The organism is Bacillus cereus group sp. BfR-BA-01441 (assembly GCF_022663075.1).
Taxonomy (GTDB): Bacteria; Bacillota; Bacilli; order Bacillales; family Bacillaceae_G; genus Bacillus_A; species Bacillus_A cereus.
The window spans coordinates 1-21,638 of the sequence record NZ_JAKUEU010000068.1; the positions used below are offsets into that span (position 1 = coordinate 1).

Below are 21,638 nucleotides of genomic sequence, written 5' to 3' on the forward strand. Positions count from 1 at the left end.
AATACAAAACGGATAAAGGCAAAATTAAAAATGAGCCCGGTGCAATACCGGACTCATTTTTATCAAGCTGCCTAATGAAATAACCGTGTCTAACTTTTAGGGGTCACTTCAAAAAGGTTGGCTTTTTCTATTATAATAAGTTGTCTTGACATGTGTACATAACCGTGCGTTAATGAGAATATAGAAAGATAAAATTAGATAAAGGGGTTGCTCATATGTACTTGAATCCAAAACTTTCGTATATGCAGTTTTTTATGGGATTTCTATTTGTTATTACATTCATATTGGCAACTTTTAATATATGTTCTTATCTTGTAGCGATTGTATGTATGGCATTGCTTAATCTAACTTTTGTTATTGGAGCATTTCAGCAGAAACAATATACAAGTTTTGTAATAGCACTTGTAATGTCATTTTCCTTTAGTATTGTAGCGATTGTGTTTTATATAAAATAAACCATCTCGATGTCGAGATGGTTTATTTTGTCATGTGTAAAAAGTAAAAAAAGGACGAACACATCGCCCTTTTTACCAAAACATACTCGCGCCAGCAAGTAATGTTGTTACAAGCATAGAAATCAGCATCACATAAACCATAACTTTTTGAGCTTTTTTATGCATCGTTATACCTCCTTGCAAATCAGTACAATTTCATTGTAACGAGAAATGAAATTATGGACAAGGGGAGAGTGAGGACAAAATTCGGGAGGGGATTGCAAAATATAACAGGAAATTTGAGTGTGTATAGAGAATATAGTAAAAGGGTATATTGTTAATTTTTAGTTGGGCAAGCTGAAGAATGGAGATACGATGATGAAAATATACGAAACAGATCGTTTATACTTAAGGGAAATTGATGAGTCGTATGCTGAAACAGTTCTTCAATATTACGACAGAAATCGTGAATTTTTAAAAGCTTGGGAAGAGTATAGACCGGATGATTTTTTTACGCTAGATTATCAAAAGAAAAAGTTGCAAAAGGATAGAAAAGAGTTCGAAGAAGGGAAAATCATCAGACTATGGATTTTTAAAAAGGGTGATGATACGAAAATAATTGGGTGTATTTCATTTAATTTAATCGTTCGTGGCATTTATCAATCTTGTGTACTCAGTTATAAATTAGATAAAGCAGAGTTAAACAAAGGGTATACGACAGAAGCGCTTAGAAAAGCAATTCAAGTTGCTTTTGGGGAATTTCAGTTACATCGTATAGAAGCTCCGATTATGCCTCGTAATTTAGCATCTATACAAGTAGTAACGAAGATAGGTTTTCAATATGAAGGCGTGTCTAGGAAGATGTTAATGGTAAATGGCGTGTGGGAAGATCATATGCGCTGGGTATTGTTAAATGAGTAATAGAAAGCAGATGGTTATCTAGACATGTAAACCATCTGTTTTTTGTCTTGTATTTCGAAACTTTTGCGAAATTCTGTTATAATTAATAGTGTTACATACATAATGGTAGTGCAGGAGGCGCAGTCTTATGATTAATCAAGAACGTTTAGTAAATGAATTTATGGAATTAGTACAAGTAGATTCTGAAACGAAATTTGAAGCAGAAATCTGCAAAGTATTAACGAAGAAATTTACAGATTTAGGTGTAGAAGTATTTGAAGATGACACAATGGCTGTAACTGGTCATGGTGCAGGTAACTTAATTTGTACTTTACCAGCAACAAAAGATGGTGTTGATACAATTTACTTTACTTCTCATATGGATACAGTAGTTCCTGGTAATGGAATTAAGCCTTCTATTAAAGATGGATATATCGTATCAGATGGTACAACAATTTTAGGTGCGGATGATAAAGCTGGATTAGCATCAATGTTCGAAGCAATCCGTGTTTTAAAAGAGAAAAATATCCCTCATGGTAAAATAGAATTTATTATTACAGTCGGAGAAGAATCAGGTCTTGTTGGTGCAAAAGCATTAGACCGTGAGCGTATTACAGCGAAATATGGCTACGCATTAGATAGCGATGGAAAAGTTGGTGAAATCGTTGTTGCAGCTCCAACACAAGCGAAAGTGAACGCAATTATTCGCGGGAAAACAGCTCACGCTGGTGTAGCGCCGGAGAAAGGTGTATCTGCAATTACTATCGCAGCGAAAGCAATTGCGAAGATGCCACTTGGTCGCATTGACTCTGAAACGACTGCAAATATTGGACGTTTTGAAGGTGGTACACAAACGAATATCGTTTGCGATCATGTACAAATCTTTGCAGAAGCTCGTTCTTTAATTAATGAGAAAATGGAAGCACAAGTTGCGAAAATGAAAGAAGCATTTGAAACAACTGCAAAAGAAATGGGCGGTCATGCAGACGTTGAAGTAAACGTTATGTACCCAGGATTTAAATTTGCTGATGGCGATCACGTTGTAGAAGTTGCAAAACGTGCAGCTGAAAAAATTGGTCGTACACCTTCTCTTCACCAAAGTGGTGGCGGAAGTGATGCAAACGTAATTGCAGGACATGGTATCCCAACAGTTAACTTAGCGGTTGGTTATGAAGAAATTCATACAACAAACGAGAAGATTCCTGTTGAAGAATTAGCAAAAACAGCAGAATTAGTTGTTGCAATTATTGAAGAAGTAGCGAAGTAATGGAATAGAAAAAGCGTGTAAATCAATTATGATTTACACGCTTTTTATTTTGATTCGATTGCTTTGACAAGACGTATAAGCGAATATAAGAAAAACTATGGAAGTATATACGTTGTTGCTACATGTACTAGACGAGGGAATAACCTTAACGTATTCATATTGAAAATCGGAAGTAGTAAATAATTAATTGCAATGATTAATATAACTACAAGGAATGTATAGTTGAGTTTATCCCGCTATTTGCCGGACAGTAAGACCCCTACCTCAAAATTCAGCGAAAGTAAAGAAGTTAGGTGGGGGCCCTGCTGCCCGTAAAAGTCCGATTAGTGAGAGTTGATTAAAGTTTCGATTTATATCGATTATAAAAAAGAACAAGTAATTATTATAACTATTGTGCAAAATTTGATATAATAAAAGAACGAACGTTCTGATTAGGGAGTGAGTACTATGCGAGAAATGTATCCGAAAAATGGTCGTGTTATTTTACATGTAGATATGAATTGCTTTTTCGCATCTGTTGAAATTGCTCATGATCCATCATTACAAGGAAAGCCATTAGCGGTTGCTGGAAATGAAAAAGAGAGAAAAGGAATTATTATAACATGTAGTTATGAGGCGAGAGAATACGGAATACGTACGACGATGCCCCTTTGGGAAGCGAAAAGGTTATGCCCGCAATTAGTTGTAAGGCGTCCTAATTTCACATTATATCGCGAAGCTTCATTTCAAATGTTTCAAGTCCTTTCTCGTTTTACAGAAAAGATACAACCAGTCTCAATAGATGAAGGATATTTAGATATTACAGATTGCTACGCACTTGGTTCGCCTCTTGAAATAGCAAAGATGATTCAACAAGCACTATTAACAGAGTTGCAGCTTCCGTGTAGTATCGGAATCGCTCCAAATCTTTTCCTAGCAAAAACAGCTTCTGATATGAAAAAACCTCTCGGTATTACCGTACTTCGAAACCGTGATATTCCAGAAATGATTTGGCCACTTTCAGTTGAAGCAATGCATGGGATTGGAGAAAAAACAGCTGAAAAATTAAATGAAATTCATATACATACAATTGAACAGTTAGCGAAGGGAGACGAGCATATCATTCGCGCTAAAATTGGCAAGCACGGTATTGATTTACAAAAGCGTGCAAAAGGTACGGATGATAGGGAAGTGGATCCGAGTCAAATGGGCCAACATAAAAGTGTCGGTAACTCGATGACTTTTTCAAAGGATATGGATGAAGAGAAAGAATTACTTGATATGTTAGAACGGTTATCAAAATCAGTGAGTAAAAGATTACAAAAGCGAACCCTTGTCAGCTATAATATTCAAATTATGATTAAATACCATGATAGGCGAACAGTAACACGGAGTAAGCAATTGAAAAATGCAATTTGGGAAGAACGCGATATTTTTCAAGCAGCATCCCGTTTATGGAAGCAACATTGGGATGGTGATTCCGTTCGTTTACTAGGTGTTACAGCTACTGAAATAGAGTGGAAGACAGAATCGGTGAAACAATTAGATTTATTTTCATTTGAAGAGGATGCGAAAAAAGAACCACTACTTGCTGTCATTGATCAAATTAACGATAAGTATGGAACACCGATTTTACAACGAGGTAGTCAACTACTACGTAAGCAAGAGAAGTCGTTTCAACAAAAGTTAGAAAATAAGTTTATGTAGAAGGTGTCATGAAGTAGTAAAATCATGACACCTTTCCTAGTTAACTCGCTTCTAAATTTAAAGAAGTCTTCCATCCAGCTCCAGTAACGCCAGATTCTAATAGCATTCTACTTACTATTTTTTCAATTAAGATAGCCGCATTTGTCTTGCAATGTAATGTAGCCTGTATACACACCTTTTGATTAGAATCTACGTCTTCACTATACAACTCTTTTAAACCGATTCCTTCTGTACTTACCATATGCATAAGTAAAAAACGAATATGTGCTTCATTTTCTTCTGAACAAGTAAGGGAAAGTAAGTAGTTCGTTTGTTCTGGTGATTCTTCTTTTGATTTTTTATTCATAAAAAGAGCAATTGGGCGAAGAAGTATATTTGCTAGTAACACGCCGGCTGCACCTAATATAGCTGCAACGAGGAAACCGGCGCCTGTAAGAGTACCGACAGCAGCTGCACACCATAAAGTAGCTGCTGTATTTAGCCCTCTAATACTAAAACCATCGCGGATAATAACGCCACCCCCTAAAAATCCAATACCACTAACGACTTGAGCAGCAATGCGGGATGGGCTAGCATCATGATCAAGCATGACGGATAATAAAACAAATATACAGGCACCAAGTGATACGAGAGCATTTGTCCGTAACCCAGCCATTCGGTGTCTCCATTGTCTTTCCATTCCAATGCAAGCTCCTACAATAATTGCTATAACTAACCTGAATACAATGTCGTACCATACCATCATGGTCACCTCCATATATAATATGTGTTATGTTTTTTAGAATGAGCGGGGGATACCCACTCATTCTTATTTTTACAACCAGCTATGAAACTTTTTAATATAAAGCTTTTTCAGGAATTGTGTTAAAAAAGCGTAGCCTAATAGTATTCCTACTAACCAAGGGAAATAGTTAAGTGGCAATGCTTGTAAACCAACGGCTGCACCAAGTGGTGAGAATGGAATATAAATCCCGATTGCCATAATAAGAGCGGTTAATAAAACGACTGGTGTTGATGCAGTGCTTTGAATAAATGGAATCTTTTGTGTTCTTATCATGTGAACAATTAAAGTTTGTGTTAACAACCCAACGACAAACCAACCGGACTGGAATAATGATTGCTCGCTCGGTGTATTTGCACCAAATACATTCCACATGACTACGTATGTGATAATATCAAATATAGAACTAATTGGGCCGATACAAATAATGAAGTTTCGTAAGTTTGCAGTATCCCATTTTCGTGGTTTTTCTAGAAACTCTTTATCCATTTTGTCCCATGGAATAGAAAGTTGTGAAATATCATAAAGTAAGTTTTGAATTAAAAGATGAATGGCAAGCATCGGTAAAAAAGGAATGAAAGCACTTGCTACTAACACGCTAAACACATTACCGAAGTTAGAGCTAGCTGTCATCTTAATATATTTTAAAATATTTCCGAATGTAGTACGTCCTTCTAAAATCCCTGCTTCTAATATAGTTAAACTTTTTTCGAGTAGAATAATATCGGAAGCTTCTTTCGCAATATCAGTAGCAGTATCAACAGATATTCCGACATCAGCTTCACGTAATGCTACAGCATCGTTAATGCCGTCTCCCATGTAACCTACAGTGTATCCATTTCCTTGTAATGCGTGTATAATACGAGATTTTTGCATGGGATTAAGCTTCGCAAATACAGTCGTTTCTTCGGCAAGTTTTGCTAATGCTTTATCTGGTAAAGAATCAATCTCGTAACCGAGGATTGGTTCGCAGATATCTAATCCAACTTCTTTACAAACCTTTCTTGTAACAATTTCGTTATCGCCAGTTAAAATTTTCACTTGTACACCATGTTTTTGTAATGCTTGAATTGCAGCTGCTGCAGATGGTTTCGGTGGATCTAAAAAGCCGATATATCCAGCGAGAATCATATCAGTTTCGTCTTTTACTGCGTACTCTGTATCATTTATTCTTCTATCTTTTTTATAAGCCACAGCAATAACCCGCATACCTTCACTATTTAGTGTCTCACTTATTTTTTTGACATTTGAACGTATTTCCTCGGTGAGTGGAACGATTTTTTCATCCACTTCAGTGTAGTTACAAATTGATAAAATTTCTTCTACGGCACCTTTACAAACCATTGTATGTTCACCTGAAATATCCTTTACGATGACTGACATACGCCGGCGGGCGAAATCGAATGGAATTTCATCTAGCTTTTGAAAAGCTGATGGATTAAATGTATTGTTTTCCTCTGTATGCTTAATAACAGCTTTATCTATTAAATTTTTCAATCCAGTTTGATAGAAACTATTTAAATAGGCAAATTGCAAGACGCGATTGCATTCATTTCCCTTGGGATCTAAGTGACGAACAAGGACAACTTTATCTTCTGTTAAAGTTCCGGTTTTATCTGTACAAAGAATGTTCATAGCACCTAAGTTTTGAATAGAATTTAGCTGTTTTACAATTACTTTTTGTTTAGACATTTTAACGGCACCTTTAGCTAAATTAGCAGTTACAATCATTGGTAACATTTCAGGTGTAAGGCCAACAGCGACGGCAATAGCGAAGAAGAAAGCTTCTTGCCAATCACCTTTTGTGAATCCATTAATGAGAAGGACAATAGGTGCCATAATAAGCATGAATGTAATTAAGAGCCAGCTTACTTTGTTTACACCTTTATCAAAGCTTGTTTCTACACGCTTTCCAATTACCTTATTGGCTAAAGAGCCGAAATACGTATCGGTACTTGTTGAGATGACAACAGCTTTTGCGCTACCACTTACAATATTTGTTCCCATGAAACAAAGGTTTTCCATATCGAGTGGATTGTAATTTTTTTTCATGTTTGTCGGTAAGATATGCTTATTTTCTGTATGGTAGCAGTGTTCGTATTTTTCTACAGGAAGTGCTTCCCCTGTTAAAGAAGATTGATTAACAAATAAATCTTTAGCGGATACAATACGCACATCAGCTGGAATGATATCACCGGCTGAAAGGGAAATGATATCGCCAGGTACAAGTTCCTCAATTGGAATTTCTGTTGTGTAATTTCGATTTAAATTCGTTACATTTTTTGTTTCATGTACAAATCCATTTATTCTAAATACGCTTGCAGTTGTTCGAACCATAGCTTTTAACTTATCGGCAGCTTTTTGAGAACGAAATTCTTGGGAAAACCGAATTGTTGCACTAAGTAGTACCATTGCAGATACGACAATTGTTCCTTGCATATCATCCGTGAAAAAGGAGAGTGCTCCAAGAGCTAATAAAACGAAAATAAATGGATTTTTAAATGCCAACAGAAATTGAATGTACCACGGCGCCATTTTATTATGAGCTATTTCGTTCGGACCATATAAAGAAAGTCTACGAGACGCTTCTTGTTTAGATAATCCATCTTGTGTTGTTTCTAAAAGTTTTAACGCAGAGCTTACATCTTGTGTTGCAACCTCCACTAATAATTCGTTATTTGTTTTCATGCTATCTTGCTCATAAGCATGCTTTGTTTCTTGTCTTTGTAAATTAAACATCGGTAGTTCCTCCTCTGTCATGAAGGAGGAAACAATCTGTTACCTAACTATTTGAAATGGTGAGGAACAGTTTCTTTCCTACCTACATGATGAAATATGAATGTAAAACGTATGGGTATCTGGGCCGAATCATCAATTGCCAACTGTTCCTCACCTCCGTACAATTTAGTAGTTTCTGAATATGCTATGTTTGTTTCATAGTAAGGTGCATATAGACGTAAAAAGACCTTTACTCAAAACGAGTAAAGGTCTGAATTCGCAGCTAAAAGAGTCCACAACAAAGACTGTTAGTAGACATAAATAAAAACAGTTTTTGTGTATGACAAAATACATGCACCTCTCCCTCGTTGAGTTTTAGCACTGTATAGCATAGGTACTGAAACCAGCTACATTAAAAAAGGCCTTCATTCCGACCTTTCCTGTTGACCCATTGGCGTCTCTCGACATTTTTGGGCAGCAGCGTTTCTCTATACAGGAGCCTCACCTAACAGAGACCATATTCAATTACATGTTGAATGTTAGCACTGTAAAATCGTAGTGTCAATATCTTTTTATCTGTGTTTTTAAAATATTAAATGGATTTATAATAGATATATGGGATGAAATGTATGATATTGATTATGAATAATATGGAAAATAAATATTTTTATAAAAGGGGAATTTGTAATGGTACCACAAAATTTTATTATAAATATTGAGAATCAAAAATAGAAAACAAATTGTTTCTTTTGCGCTACAAGCAAAAGAGTTATTCAATAAATCAAGTGAAAAGATAATTTTAGATGAGTTTGATCAAAGTATGTATACAGACTTTTGGACGGAATATAATCATTTGCTAAATAAGTATAAATAAAAAAGCACTGTAACCAGTGCTTTTTTATTATAGATTACGAGATTGTAGGGTTTTCAAAAATAACAATCTCTGAACTGTTTGTAGTTGAAACGCGTTGGGCGTAATATGTTAAAGCTGAAGAAATATATGCTGGTAACGTATCATTTGTATGTGATGTTGTATATTCATGGATTAATTCCTTTAAAGTTGTCCATTCTAATTGTGCTGGGTGATCAGACACGAAAGAACTTACCCAGCGATCAAATGAAGATGAAAAATCAGTTTGTAAACGAAATACTTCTTTCATAATAAAACGCTCCCTTAAAATGTAGTATAATCATTTTAACACAAAACACGAACGATAGCTAAATTTTTTGAGTATAACGTTCGTGTTATATAGTTGTCTAGATGTTTGGTTATGTAAATTCAATTTGCCATTTGAAATAACATTCCGTAAGATGAGAGGTAGAGTATATTTAGAGCTGGAGGAAAGAAAGTGGAATTTGTATTTTTAGGAACTGGTGCAGGTGTTCCTTCAAAAGGAAGGAACGTTTCAGCAATTGCTTTACAATTGTTAGAAGAACGAGGACAAACTTGGTTATTTGATTGTGGCGAGGCCACGCAACATCAAATATTACATACATCTGTACGTCCGCGCCGCATTGAAAAAATATTTATTACGCATTTACATGGCGATCATATTTTTGGATTGCCTGGTTTATTAGGTAGCCGTTCATTTCAAGGAGGAACTACGCCTTTAACGGTGTATGGACCGAAAGGAATTAAACAATTTATTGAAGTGGCATTATCGGTAAGTACGACACATGTGAAATATCCACTTGAAGTTGTGGAGATAACAGAAGAAGGTACCGTATTTGAAGATAATGAATTTTATGTAGAAACGAAAAGATTGTCACACGGTATAGAATGCTTTGGATATCGTATTGTAGAGAAAGATATACAAGGTGCTCTTTTAGTTGATAAGTTGCTTGAGATGGGTGTGAAACCAGGTCCAATCTTTAAACGTTTAAAAGATGGTGAAGTAGTTGAATTAGAGGATGGCACGATATTAAATGGAAATGAGTTTATCGGCCCACCTCAAAAAGGAAGAATTATTACTATCTTAGGTGATACGCGATATTGCGAAGCGAGTAGGGAGCTTGCGCAAGATGCAGATGTACTTGTCCATGAAGCGACTTTCGCAGCAGAAGATGAGCAACAAGCGTATGATTATTTTCATTCTACATCTAAGCAAGCTGCGAGCATTGCACTTCAGGCAAATGCGAAGCGACTAATATTAACTCACATTAGTTCTCGTTATCAAGGAGATACATATAAGGAATTATTGAAAGAGGCTAGAGAGTTGTTTTCTAATACAGAAATAGCGACAGATTTGAAATCATTCCCAGTAGAAAAATAATAATTTTGTAAAAAATGGTAACGGCGGGTTACCATTTTTTTATGTCTAAAAAAATTTAAAAATAAAACTGTTATTATTTTATACTTATACTTGGATGGTACAGAAAATTAGAATGGTTTGAATATATACGATAAAAATACGAAATAATGATTATTTAGAAAAACTGTTATATAAGTCAGATGACATACAAGTGATACAAATAGCAGAAATGGACTGTTATTCAGAACTTTTAAAATTCAACAAAAGTAAGCGTTTTATAAAAAACAAGCTATAATGAGGGCAGATTATAATTTATGATAAGTCGCATGTATTTTAGTCATTATCGTAACAAGTGAAGTTGACTAAATCATGAGAGAGTAACACGAGAATTATAATAGGAAAGATATTACTATTATTTGTCATAAGTCTTTTTCACTTTTTAGCTAAACGATATGATTAGCAAGTGTAGCTATTGCGAGTTCCTTAGTAGAAGCTTTTTATTAATAAGGTGGTGGAGATTTAATTGGTACACCACTCTTTAAAAGAGTTCAGAACATCAGCAGGTAGTCTAGGCGGAATAGCGGGTGCAAATTTAGTTGCATTAGCAATGGTTATATCACTTGTTTATGCTATGCTTGCAATGGCTTCTGTGTTAAACTTTGGATTGCTACCAGACTTTATTCTGGATCATCTTGTATCATTTTTAAATGAAAATAATGCTAAGATTCTTATGTAGTATGATAACTGGTATTATTTCAGGTTATATTGGATTACTTTTATTCAAAAACTATCCAATTCGTACAGCAGAACAAATTCGTGGTACAACTGGAAAAGCGACAGATGTAGCAACTTAATAGAATAGTAGAATAAATTTTTTCATAGAGGTTTAGGGGGAGTTATGATGAAGTATCGCTCAGTATTTGATATTATCGGTCCAGTTATGATTGGACCATCAAGTTCACATACAGCAGGCGCGGCAAGAATGGGGCAAGTTGCTCGCCAGCTGTTTCGTCATGAACCAGAAAGAGTAAGCATTTCGTTATATGGATCATTTGCAAAGACGTATCGAGGGCATGGTACGGATGTAGCACTAATCGGTGGAATATTAGGATTTGAAACAGATGACTTACGTATTCCAGAGGCGCTAGAAATAGCAAAAGAGCGCGAAATTGAAGTGGAATTCATTGAAGAAGATGCCAATGCACCTCATCCAAATACAGCGAGAATTCGTTTGTATAAAGGTGAAGATGAAATTGAAGTTGTTGCTTGCTCAATTGGTGGCGGTAAAATTGAAGTTGTAGAATTAAACGGATTCGATCTTCAATTATCAGGCACGAGCCCAGCACTACTTATTGTAAATAACGATCGCTTCGGTGCTATTGCAGCGGTAGCTTCAATCCTTGCGAAACATGAGATTAACATTAGTACAATGAGTGTTTCTCGTAAAGAAAAAGGAAGAAGAGCGCTTATGGTCATTGAAACAGATGAATTATTAGCAGATGAAGTAATTGAAGAAATAAAAGCGCAACAAAATATTTGTCAAGTAACTATTATGGAATAATTGCAGGGGGGACACACCATGTTTCGGAACGCAGCGGAACTAGTGGCGCAAGCTAAAGAACAAAATGTAAAAATCGCAGAAATTATGATTCAATGTGAAATGGAAACAAGAAGTATTTCACGTGAAGAAGTAATTGCTGGTATGGAAAAGAACTTAGTCGTGATGGAGCAAGCAGTAGAACGTGGTATTCGCGGCGTGAAATCACCAACTGGTTTAACTGGTGGAGATGCTGTAAAAGTTCAAGCGTATATGAAGAGCGGAAAAGGCTTATCTGGAGATACGATTTTGGATGCAGTAAGCAAAGCTGTTGCAACAAATGAAGTAAACGCAGCGATGGGAATTATTTGTGCAACACCAACAGCAGGTTCTGCTGGAACAGTGCCAGGTGTACTATTTGCACTAAGAGAAAAATTGCAGCCTACACGTGAAGAAATGATTGAATTCTTATTTACAGCAGGAGCTTTCGGTATGGTTGTTGCGAATAACGCTTGTATTTCTGGTGCAGCGGGAGGATGCCAAGCTGAAGTTGGTTCAGCAAGTGGAATGGCGGCTGCAGCCGCAGTTGAGATGGCTGGTGGAACACAAGATCAAGCAGCTACAGCGATGGCAATTTCATTAAAGAACATGCTTGGTTTAGTGTGTGATCCTGTTGCAGGACTTGTAGAAGTACCTTGTGTAAAACGTAATGCAGCAGGAGCTGCGAATGCGATGATTTCAGCAGATTTAGCATTAGCTGGTGTAACGAGTACAATTCCATGTGATGAAGTAATTGAGGCAATGTTTAGAATCGGACAAACGATGCCAGTAGCACTTCGTGAAACAGCAGAAGGTGGACTTGCAGCAACGCCGACTGGTCGTCGCCTGCAAGAAGAGATTTTTGGGAAGAACAATAACTAAGTGTAATTATAGAAAAAGGAGCTCAAATAAACTTGAGCTCCTTTTTCTATTTTTCTTTTGTTAGTTGTTCTAATGTTTTTCCAAGATTATGTGATCGTTTCGTTGCCTGTGTAATACAAGAAATAAGTGCTTGTTGAAATTTATGTTCTTGTAATACTTCAATACCTGCTTCGGTAGTTCCACCAGGAGAAGTAATTTCCTTTCTCAAAATAGAAGGGTGTTTGTCACTTGCTTTTAGCATTTCAGCAGCACCAATCATCGTTTGAAGAATAAGTGATTTTGCAACATCTTCTTTTAAACCGATTTTTTTTGCAGCTTCTTCCATAGCTTCCACTACGTAATAAATATAAGCAGGTCCACTTCCGGATAATGCAGTGACAGCATGCATATCTTCTTCCCCTACAACAGAGACGAGACCAATCGTTTCAAATAAAGATGTTGCAGTGCGAATATGCTCCGCTGTTGCATGTTTTGAAGGGGAGATAGCGGTAGCTGATTTTAAAATGGCTGCGGATGTATTTGGCATTGCACGAATAATTGGAACGTCTTTTTGAAGTAGTTTTCTAATTGAGTCAGTAGAAACACCTGCTAGTAATGAAATAATAAGCACGTTATTATTTATGTATTCTTTAAAAGGGGTAAGCGCCTCTGCAACATCCTTTGGTTTCATTGCTAGAAAAAGAATATTTGCATCAGTAAGTAATTCTTTTTTATTATGAGTACCTTTGACACCGTATTTTTTATGTAGCTCTTGTAATCTTGTCTCGTTAGAACGATTACTTACAGTAATTTGTTCACCTTTAACGACATTTGCATGTAACAAGCCACCAATAATAGCTTCGGCAATAGAGCCTGCACCGAGAAAGGAAATGTTTTGAATAGACATGATGTTCCTCCTTTAATTTTGGTTAGAAATTCTTATAAATGTACATACATTCGTTTTTTTATAGGAAACACCTCTTTTTATCTGAAAATAATGACAAATATATATAGAAGTTGTAAACTGAAGAAGTATTCATTTTTGAACCGGAAAGAGACAGGGGGGCTAAGCATGACGGCGATTCACCGAATGGAGATTCCTGTACCATTTGCAGTGGAAACTGTGAATGTGTTTTTAGTTGAGGGGGAGACATTAACATTAATTGATACAGGGACGAATACAGAAGAGGCAAGGAATGCGTTAGAAAGTCAATTAGGTGCATTAGGACATACGATAGAAGATATTGAAACAGTAGTCATTACGCATCATCATGCAGATCATTGTGGACTTTTAAATATATTTTCTGAGAAGACGAATATTATTGGACATCCTTGGAATGAGCCTTGGATTACACAAAATCCAGAATTTTTAAAGCGGTATCATGAATTTTTTAGAGAGACGGCCTTACAGTTTGGTGTGCCAGCAGCATTTTTGAAAGACGAGTCGTTATTGACGACGAGGACACTTAAATATTCTTGTAATAGATCGTTAACGCATACTGTGAGAGAAGGAGATCGTATTGATTCTTTGCCTGGATTTACAGTGCTTGAAACACCAGGTCATGCTTCTACTCATATTTCTTTATATAGAGAATCTGATGGAATATTAATTGGTGGAGATGCTCTCATTAGTCATATTTCTTCGAATCCAATACTAGAACCGCCATATGAAGGGCAAACAGAGCGGGCACGCCCATTACTACAATATAATCAAACATTACAGCGTTTAAGCGAAATGAATATTTCACGCATTTTATCAGGGCATGGGGAAGATGTTCTAAATGTGAAACAACTTATTGAAACGAGATTACAAAAGCAAGAAACACGTGCTTTTAAAGTGCTTGAGTTATTAAAGGAAAAACCAATGACAGCATTTGAAGTATGTGTAAAACTATTTCCGGTATTATATAAAGAACAATTACCACTTACTATTTCAGAAACGGTTGGACAATTGGACTATTTAGCATATAATCAACAAGTGATGATTGATGAGTCATCGCAACAATTGATTTATTATGCAAAGTAGGTGACAGCAATGACAGGACGTTTACAAAATAAAGTAATCGTCATTACAGGTGCTTCTAGTGGGATTGGTGAGCAAGTTGCAATGCAAGTTGCAGCACAGGGAGCGACTCCAGTATTAATGGCTCGAACAGAAGAGAAACTACAAGTGTTAGTAGACAAAATTAAAGAAACTTATAATACGCCTTGCTATTATTATGTATTAGATGTAAGTGAAGAGATGGAAGTACAGTCTGTTTTTTCAAAGGTATTACAAGAAGTGGGACGTATTGATATATTAGTAAACAATGCGGGATTTGGTATTTTTAAAACGTTTGAAGATGCGTCAATGGGTGAAGTAAAAGATATGTTCCAAGTAAATGTATTTGGATTAGTAGCATGTACGAAAGCGGTACTACCTTATATGGTAAACAAGAACGAAGGACATATTATTAATATTGCTTCACTTGCCGGAAAAATTGCAACTCCGAAATCAAGTGCGTATGCAGCAACGAAACATGCTGTATTAGGATTTACGAATAGTTTACGCATGGAATTAGCGAATACAGATATTTATGTTACAGCAATTAATCCAGGTCCGATAGATACAAACTTTTTTGAAATAGCGGATCAATCTGGTACATATGTAAAGAATATGGGACGTTACATGTTAAAACCAACATACGTAGCAGAACAAATTGTAAAGTCGATGCACACGAAAAAACGTGAAGTAAACTTACCGAAGTGGATGGGAATTGGTCCAAAACTTTATGCTTTATTCCCAGGTTTATTTGAACGTGTAGCAGGTAAATCATTAAGTAAAAAATAGGAGATTTCCACATGGAAATCTCCTATTTTTTATTGTTTTCCAGTCACATAATCATAAACAATATCCTCAATCTCCTCGTATAAATCAATTTCAATATTTGAATGAGTCACCGTTTGAATATGTTTCACTAGCATTTCCTGATCTTCTTTTGATATTGGACTGCATTGATATTGCTGAAAACTTTTTATAATCATTTTCTCAATTAATTTTTCGTTCATATTTTTTCCCGCCTGTATGTACGTATGTATTGTTTTATTGTACTTGAAGTGAAATAAAAAAACTACTATGCACTATTTTTGTATAAAAATTCGGTTGAGTATATTGTTTTTCTAATAAAATTAAGTTTTTTCAGATTTAAAAATTTATAAATATTTAATTGACTCTATAAATATACAATATTATAATCATACTTAATTTAAAGAATCGATTTGAGGAGGAACTTATGAAAGTCGCAATTATTGGAGCCACTGGATATGGGGGCATTGAATTAATTCGTTTATTAGAACAACATCCATATTTTTCGATAGCATCTCTTCATTCTTTTTCGCAAGTTGGTGAGTGTATAACAAATGTATATCCGCATCTTCGAAATGTTCTCGTTCATACGTTACAAGAAATTGATGTGAAGACAATAGGGAAAGAAGCAGAAATCGTATTTCTAGCAACACCAGCAGGAGTATCGGCGGAGTTAACTCCCAAGTTATTAGCAGAAGGTTTAAAAGTAATTGACCTATCTGGAGACTTTCGTATGATAGATCCTTCGTCATATGAACTGTGGTATAAAAGGCCAGCAGCGAAAGAAGAAATTCTTAGAAAAGCAGTGTATGGGTTAAGTGAATGGAAAAGGACTGGGATTCAAAAGGCAAATTTAATTGCAAACCCAGGATGTTTTGCTACAGCCACATTGCTAGCGATAGCGCCGTTAGTACGTAGCGGCATGATTGAAGAAGATTCGATTATTATTGATGCGAAATCAGGGGTATCAGGAGCAGGTAAAACACCAACAACAATGACTCACTTTCCTGAGCTATATGATAACTTGCACATTTATAAAGTGAATGAGCATCAGCACGTTCCAGAGATTGAGCAAATGCTTACAGAATGGAATAATGGATCACAGCCAATTACATTTAGCACACATTTAATACCGATATCACGAGGAATTATGATTACACTTTATGCAAAAGTAAAACAAAAGATGGAAATAAAGCAACTTCAAAAATTGTATGAAGAAACGTATGAACAATCGCCTTTCATCCGAATTTGTACGCAAGGGAAATTTCCAAGTCCAAAAGAAGTGAGAGGCTCAAATTATTGTGATATTGGCATAGCTTACGATGAAAGAACTGAAAGAGTTACGGTCGTTTCTGTTATAGACAATATGATGAAAGGCGCGGCTGGGCAAGCGATTCAAAATGCAAACATAATAGCGGGACTAGAAGAGACAACAGGTTTACAACATATGCCGCTTTATCTATAAGGGGGACATGATGATTAAAGTAGCGTCTATTACAAAATTAGAAAATGGTTCAATTGTAACGCCTAAAGGCTTTTCGGCAATTGGTACTGTAAATGGTCTGAAAAAGGAGAAAAAGGATTTAGGGGCAATCGTTTGTGACGTACCAGCATCATGTGCCGCTGTGTATACAACGAATCAAATACAAGCAGCCCCTTTGCAAGTAACGAAGGATAGTATAACGGCAGAAGGGAAGTTACAAGCAATTATCGTTAATAGTGGAAATGCAAATGCTTGTACTGGAATGCAAGGATTACAAGACGCATACGAGATGCGCGCGTTAGGGGCGGAACATTTTGGAGTGAAAGAAAATTACGTTGCAGTAGCTTCAACAGGTGTAATTGGTGTTCCACTGCCGATGGATATAATCCGAAAGGGGATTGCAACTCTTATACCGACGAAGGAAGAAAGTGGAGCGTATTCTTTTTCTGAAGCAATTTTAACGACGGATCTTATCACGAAAGAAACTTGCTATGAAATGATTATTGATGGGAAGAAAGTGGCGATTGCGGGTGTTGCAAAGGGTTCAGGGATGATTCATCCGAATATGGCAACGATGCTTAGTTTTATTACGACAGATGCTCATATAGAGCATGACGTATTGCAAACAGCATTATCCCAAATTACGAATCATACATTTAATCAAATTACGGTAGATGGAGATACTTCTACGAATGATATGGTCATCGTTATGGCAAGTGGATTATCAGAAACAAGCCCGATAAATATGGAACATACAGATTGGGAAACTTTCGTATGTACTTTACAGAAGGTATGTGAAGATTTAGCAAAAAAAATTGCGCAAGATGGTGAAGGCGCTACGAAGTTAATAGAAGTAAATGTGCTAGGAGCTCAAACGAATGAAGAGGCAAAAAAAATTGCAAAGCAAATAGTCGGTTCGAGTCTTGTGAAAACAGCAATACATGGTGAAGACCCAAACTGGGGGCGAATTATTAGCAGTATTGGACAAAGTGAAGTAGTTATTAATCCGAACACAATTGACATTACTCTTCAATCTATATCGGTATTAAAAAATAGTGAGCCTCAAATATTTTCTGAAGAAGAAATGAAAGAGAGATTACAAGAAGATGAAATAGTCATTAATGTGTACTTACACTTAGGTGAAGAGACAGGATCAGCTTGGGGCTGTGACTTAAGCTATGAATATGTGAAAATAAATGCTTGTTATCGTACATAAGGAGAGAGAAGATGAGCGATTATATTGTAGTGAAATGCGGCGGTAGTATGTTGAATCAATTAAATGATGTGTTTTTTGAATGTATAAAGAAATTGCAACAGAAGTATAAAGTAGTGATTGTTCATGGTGGTGGACCAGAAATTGATGCCAAATTAAAAGATTGTAACATCAACGTAGAAAAAAGAGATGGATTACGGATAACACCAAAAGAAGTTATGGATGTTGTTCAAATGGTGCTATGCGGAAGTACGAATAAAAAATTCGTAATGAATTTACAAAAGCATAATTTACTTGCTGTAGGTTGTTCAGGGTGTGACGGCAATTTACTTCAAGTTCAATCTGTCAGCGAGGAGATAGGATATGTGGGAGAAGTAAGTTATGTAGAAACAGCCTTATTAAAAGGATTAATAAATATGGGGTATATTCCTGTTATTGCTCCAATCGGGGTAAATGGTAATGAAATTTATAACATAAATGCGGACAATGCTGCAGCTGGGATTGCGGCTGCGTTAGGGGCAAAAGAGCTGATTTTTATTACGGATGTAGATGGAATATTACATGAAGGGAATTTGGTAAAGGAAACGGATGAATCTGAAATTGCTACTTTTATAGAAACAGGTGTTATTACAGGTGGGATGATTCCGAAAGTACAGGCGGCACTAGCATCATTAAAAATGGGAGTGCCAAAGATAAGTATTGTGAATGGTACAAAAGATTTTACTGAGGTTACGGGAGAGTGTATTGGAACGACGGTAACGAAAGGCGTGAGTATTGCATGACGAGTCATCTTTTTCAAACGTATGGCAGAAGAACTATTGAGTTTGTAAAGGGAACTGGAACGAAAGTTATTGATAATAACGGTAAGGAATATTTAGATTTCACATCAGGAATTGGCGTATGTAATTTAGGACATTGTCACCCTACTGTTCTCAAAGGTGTACAAGATCAACTTGATGATATATGGCATATATCTAACCTGTTTACAAACAGCTTACAAGAAGAAGTTGCGTCATTATTAACAGAAAATAGAGCATTAGATTATGTGTTTTTCTGTAATAGTGGGGCAGAGGCAAATGAAGCGGCTTTAAAGTTAGCACGTAAGCATACTGGAAAATCTCTCGTCGTAACATGCCAGCAGTCTTTTCACGGTAGAACATTTGGAACGATGAGTGCAACAGGCCAAGATAAGGTAAAAGAAGGATTTGGTCCATTACTTCCATCTTTTTTACATATCCCTTTTAATGATATTAAAGCATTAGAGGAAGTAATGAATGAAGAAGTTGCGGCGGTAATGGTAGAAGTTGTTCAAGGAGAGGGAGGAGTAATACCTGCCGATCTATCTTTTTTGAAAGAGATTGAAACATTATGTAATAAGTTCGGTTCCTTATTTATTATAGACGAAGTACAAACGGGGATAGGAAGAACTGGAACACTATTCGCTTATGAACAAGTGCGAATAGAGCCTGATATCGTTACCGTTGCAAAGGCACTTGGGAATGGGGTTCCTGTCGGAGCGATGATTGGCCGGAAAGAGCTCGGAACGTCGTTTACTGCAGGATCACACGGTTCAACTTTTGGCGGGAATTACATCGCGATGGCTGCAGCGAAAGAAGTATTGCAAGTGAGTAAAAAACCATCGTTTTTAAAAGAAGTACAAGAAAAGGGCGAGTACGTATTAGAGAAGTTGCAAGAGGAATTACAGCATGTCGAATGTATTCAAAATATACGTGGTAAGGGGCTTATGATTGGGATTGAGTGTAAGCATGAAGTTGCAAGTTTTATAGAACAACTAGAAAACGAAGGGCTTCTCGTATTACAAGCAGGCCCTAATGTTATAAGACTATTACCGCCACTCATTGTCACGAATGAAGAGTTAGAACAGGCAGTATATATAATAAAAAAAGTAGTTTGTACAAAAAACGTATCAATCATATAAGGGGGAAGTTTCATGTCAACTGTACAAGTACCGAAATTAAATACGAAAGATCTTTTAACACTAGAAGAATTAACGAAAGAAGAAATTATTTCTTTAATTGAGTTCGCTATATATTTAAAAAAGAATAAGCAAGAGCCTTTATTACAAGGCAAAATATTAGGGCTTATTTTTGATAAGCATTCAACTCGTACTCGTGTATCTTTTGAAGCGGGAATGGTACAACTCGGGGGACATGGTATGTTTTTAAGTGGAAAAGAGATGCAAATGGGAAGAGGAGAAACTGTTTCAGATACTGCGAAAGTATTATCGCAGTATATTGACGGGATTATGATACGTACATTCTCGCACGCGGATGTAGAAGAGCTTGCAAAAGAATCAAGTATTCCTGTTATTAACGGTTTAACGGATGATCATCATCCTTGTCAAGCATTGGCAGACCTCATGACGATATATGAAGAAACAAATACATTTAAAGGAATAAAATTGGCTTACGTAGGTGACGGAAATAATGTATGTCATTCATTGTTGCTAGCGAGTGCAAAAGTCGGAATGCATATGACTGTTGCAACGCCTGTAGGATATGAACCGAATGAAGAGATTGTAAAAAAAGCGTTAGCGATTGCCAAGGAAACAGGAGTTGAAATTGAAGTTTTGCATGATCCTGAATTAGCGGTGAATGAAGCTGATTTCATTTATACTGACGTTTGGATGAGCATGGGGCAAGAGGGCGAAGAAGAGAAATATACTTTATTTCATCCATACCAAATCAATAACGAACTTGCTAAGCATGCGAAGCAAACATATCGTTTCTTACACTGTTTACCTGCCCATCGTGAAGAAGAAGTAACAGGAGAAATTATAGATGGACCACATTCTATCGTCTTTGAGCAAGCTGGTAATCGATTGCATGCTCAAAAAGCGTTATTAGTGAGTTTATTTAAAAATGTAGAAGAGCCTTCCTAAAAGGGAGGTTTTTTTATATTAAAATGTCATATGTATATTTAGTTAACCATTTCGATATCATTTATAATAAAAGAGAAAACTAAATTTGTTTTTCAGAGTGTGTAAGGACATACTACATATAAAAATATAGTTAAAGAGATGATGAGGGTGAAAACAACTAAGAAAACATATTCGTTTTTTCAGCGGATGTGGAGAATATTAAAGTTTCAATATTATAAGTTGCTTCGATCGCCAGAAGGCGCAAAGAAAGTATCGTTAGGGTTTGCTATAGGATTCGGCTTAGAAATGTTAGTCATTTATACGGCATCGCTCGTATATGTAATATTTTATCCAATCGTCAGGTTAGCAAAGGGATCTTTTCCTGCGGCAGTTATTGGCAATATTATTGGGAAAATATCGTTTCTCCCAGTATTTTTATTTCCGCTTGCGTATGCGCTAGGAAAAATGATTTATCCATTTCATGTACAGAAAATTCATCATGAACCATTTAAGATATCGGACTTGTTTTCAAGTCACATTTTTACGATATTAAAGAGCTTATTACAAAGTGAAGTGTATGTATTAATTGGAATGACGATTTTAGGAGTTGTGTTTGGTCTCATTTCGTATTTCGTTGTGCATTATTTATACGAAAAGAACCGTAAGTTACGCTTGAAGAAAAGGAAGAAACGAGTGAGAGAACCACTTGTACAATTATAAACAATGTCACATCCATTTTCT

General features: G+C 36.1%; 22 protein-coding genes, 1 pseudogene and 1 riboswitch. Of the genes and pseudogenes, 17 read left to right on the forward strand and 6 right to left on the reverse strand.

The genetic code is table 11. From position 1 onward, the window contains the following. Positions 1-215: 215 nt before the first annotated feature. Entirely contained in the window at positions 216-455 is a 240-nt protein-coding gene (locus MR107_RS22505) for a DUF3894 domain-containing protein (protein WP_000281167.1), read from the forward strand. Positions 456-527: 72 nt separating this feature from the next. On the opposite strand, the gene prli42 is transcribed toward MR107_RS22505, so the two are convergent. After that, positions 528-620, reverse strand: coding sequence for a stressosome-associated protein Prli42 (prli42, locus tag MR107_RS22510; protein ID WP_000549040.1), 93 nt, complete (start codon positions 618-620; stop codon positions 528-530). 189 nt (positions 621-809) lie between these two features. Here prli42 and MR107_RS22515 point away from each other — a divergent pair, with 189 nt between their 5' ends. The 3 genes from MR107_RS22515 (at position 810) to MR107_RS22525 (ending at position 4,287) form a co-directional block, all read left to right on the forward strand. After that, the gene (locus MR107_RS22515; protein WP_001987197.1) at positions 810-1,355 is read left to right on the forward strand and encodes a GNAT family N-acetyltransferase; all 546 of its coding nucleotides are present in this window, start codon (positions 810-812) and stop codon (positions 1,353-1,355) included. 127 nt (positions 1,356-1,482) lie between these two features. Beyond that, positions 1,483-2,601, forward strand: a complete 1,119-nt coding sequence (locus MR107_RS22520) for a tripeptidase T (protein WP_000609803.1) — start codon at positions 1,483-1,485, stop codon at positions 2,599-2,601. A 447-nt stretch (positions 2,602-3,048) separates the two neighbouring features. Beyond that, positions 3,049-4,287: a DNA polymerase IV gene (locus MR107_RS22525; protein WP_242292731.1), complete on the forward strand. Its 1,239-nt coding sequence runs from the start codon at positions 3,049-3,051 to the stop codon at positions 4,285-4,287. Between the two features lie 40 nt (positions 4,288-4,327). Here MR107_RS22525 and MR107_RS22530 read toward each other — a convergent pair whose 3' ends face one another. Both MR107_RS22530 and mgtA read right to left on the reverse strand, forming a co-directional pair. Further along, positions 4,328-5,029 carry an MgtC/SapB family protein gene (locus MR107_RS22530; RefSeq protein WP_000262342.1) on the reverse strand — a complete coding sequence of 234 codons (702 nt, stop codon included), beginning with the start codon at positions 5,027-5,029 and terminating at the stop codon, positions 4,328-4,330. Positions 5,030-5,101: 72 nt separating this feature from the next. Beyond that, entirely contained in the window at positions 5,102-7,807 is a 2,706-nt protein-coding gene (mgtA, locus tag MR107_RS22535; RefSeq protein ID WP_025686743.1) for a magnesium-translocating P-type ATPase, read from the reverse strand. A 331-nt stretch (positions 7,808-8,138) separates the two neighbouring features. Next, positions 8,139-8,306: riboswitch (M-box (ykoK) riboswitch) on the reverse strand. Positions 8,307-8,516: 210 nt separating this feature from the next. Here mgtA and MR107_RS22540 point away from each other — a divergent pair. Beyond that, positions 8,517-8,660, forward strand: a pseudogene (locus MR107_RS22540) (DNA polymerase IV); the annotation flags it as partial. Positions 8,661-8,694: 34 nt separating this feature from the next. Here MR107_RS22540 and MR107_RS22545 read toward each other — a convergent pair. Then, positions 8,695-8,946, reverse strand: a complete 252-nt coding sequence (locus tag MR107_RS22545) for a DUF3932 family protein (protein ID WP_000665709.1) — start codon at positions 8,944-8,946, stop codon at positions 8,695-8,697. Positions 8,947-9,135: 189 nt separating this feature from the next. On the opposite strand from MR107_RS22545, the gene rnz reads away from it, so the two are divergent. From rnz to sdaAA, 4 genes are all read left to right on the forward strand, one after another. Then, complete coding sequence (rnz, locus tag MR107_RS22550; RefSeq protein WP_000397455.1) at positions 9,136-10,059, forward strand: ribonuclease Z; 924 nt, start codon at positions 9,136-9,138, stop codon at positions 10,057-10,059. A gap of 502 nt (positions 10,060-10,561) precedes the next feature. Then, a complete protein-coding gene (locus tag MR107_RS22555; RefSeq protein WP_000233385.1) occupies positions 10,562-10,774 on the forward strand; it encodes a hypothetical protein in 213 nt (70 codons plus the stop codon). 165 nt (positions 10,775-10,939) lie between these two features. After that, positions 10,940-11,599 carry an L-serine ammonia-lyase, iron-sulfur-dependent subunit beta gene (gene sdaAB / locus MR107_RS22560; RefSeq protein ID WP_000877445.1) on the forward strand — a complete coding sequence of 220 codons (660 nt, stop codon included), beginning with the start codon at positions 10,940-10,942 and terminating at the stop codon, positions 11,597-11,599. Between the two features lie 18 nt (positions 11,600-11,617). Continuing rightward, positions 11,618-12,496 (forward strand): L-serine ammonia-lyase, iron-sulfur-dependent, subunit alpha, encoded by an 879-nt coding sequence (gene sdaAA / locus MR107_RS22565; RefSeq protein ID WP_000489461.1) that lies wholly within the window; start codon positions 11,618-11,620, stop codon positions 12,494-12,496. Between the two features lie 46 nt (positions 12,497-12,542). Here sdaAA and proI read toward each other — a convergent pair whose 3' ends face one another. Continuing rightward, positions 12,543-13,382, reverse strand: coding sequence for a pyrroline-5-carboxylate reductase ProI (gene proI / locus MR107_RS22570; protein ID WP_121868067.1), 840 nt, complete (start codon positions 13,380-13,382; stop codon positions 12,543-12,545). A 165-nt stretch (positions 13,383-13,547) separates the two neighbouring features. On the opposite strand from proI, the gene MR107_RS22575 reads away from it, so the two are divergent. Both MR107_RS22575 and MR107_RS22580 read left to right on the forward strand, forming a co-directional pair. Continuing rightward, on the forward strand, positions 13,548-14,501 hold the full coding sequence (locus tag MR107_RS22575; protein WP_000125119.1) for an MBL fold metallo-hydrolase: 954 nt from the start codon (positions 13,548-13,550) through the stop codon (positions 14,499-14,501). Positions 14,502-14,510: 9 nt separating this feature from the next. After that, complete coding sequence (locus MR107_RS22580) at positions 14,511-15,305, forward strand: SDR family NAD(P)-dependent oxidoreductase (protein ID WP_000147797.1); 795 nt, start codon at positions 14,511-14,513, stop codon at positions 15,303-15,305. Between the two features lie 29 nt (positions 15,306-15,334). Here the strand turns inward: MR107_RS22580 and MR107_RS22585 are convergent, their stop codons facing one another. After that, complete coding sequence (locus MR107_RS22585; RefSeq protein WP_001003222.1) at positions 15,335-15,523, reverse strand: YqzH family protein; 189 nt, start codon at positions 15,521-15,523, stop codon at positions 15,335-15,337. Positions 15,524-15,747: 224 nt separating this feature from the next. Between MR107_RS22585 and argC the strand changes: the two genes are divergently transcribed. The 6 genes from argC to MR107_RS22615 all read left to right on the forward strand — a co-directional run bounded on the left by argC (position 15,748) and on the right by MR107_RS22615 (position 21,617). Then, complete coding sequence (argC, locus tag MR107_RS22590; RefSeq protein ID WP_000861256.1) at positions 15,748-16,785, forward strand: N-acetyl-gamma-glutamyl-phosphate reductase; 1,038 nt, start codon at positions 15,748-15,750, stop codon at positions 16,783-16,785. Between the two features lie 10 nt (positions 16,786-16,795). Further along, a complete protein-coding gene (gene argJ / locus MR107_RS22595; protein WP_000598398.1) occupies positions 16,796-18,019 on the forward strand; it encodes a bifunctional glutamate N-acetyltransferase/amino-acid acetyltransferase ArgJ in 1,224 nt (407 codons plus the stop codon). 11 nt (positions 18,020-18,030) lie between these two features. Further along, on the forward strand, positions 18,031-18,798 hold the full coding sequence (gene argB / locus MR107_RS22600) for an acetylglutamate kinase (protein ID WP_242292732.1): 768 nt from the start codon (positions 18,031-18,033) through the stop codon (positions 18,796-18,798). Beyond that, positions 18,795-19,955: an acetylornithine transaminase gene (locus MR107_RS22605; protein WP_000200549.1), complete on the forward strand. Its 1,161-nt coding sequence runs from the start codon at positions 18,795-18,797 to the stop codon at positions 19,953-19,955. Before argB ends, MR107_RS22605 begins: the two co-directional genes overlap by 4 nt. A 12-nt stretch (positions 19,956-19,967) precedes the next feature. Then, a complete protein-coding gene (gene argF, locus MR107_RS22610; RefSeq protein WP_071741161.1) occupies positions 19,968-20,918 on the forward strand; it encodes an ornithine carbamoyltransferase in 951 nt (316 codons plus the stop codon). Positions 20,919-21,056: 138 nt separating this feature from the next. Beyond that, positions 21,057-21,617 (forward strand): DUF2062 domain-containing protein, encoded by a 561-nt coding sequence (locus tag MR107_RS22615; RefSeq protein ID WP_002026296.1) that lies wholly within the window; start codon positions 21,057-21,059, stop codon positions 21,615-21,617. Positions 21,618-21,638: the final 21 nt, after the last annotated feature.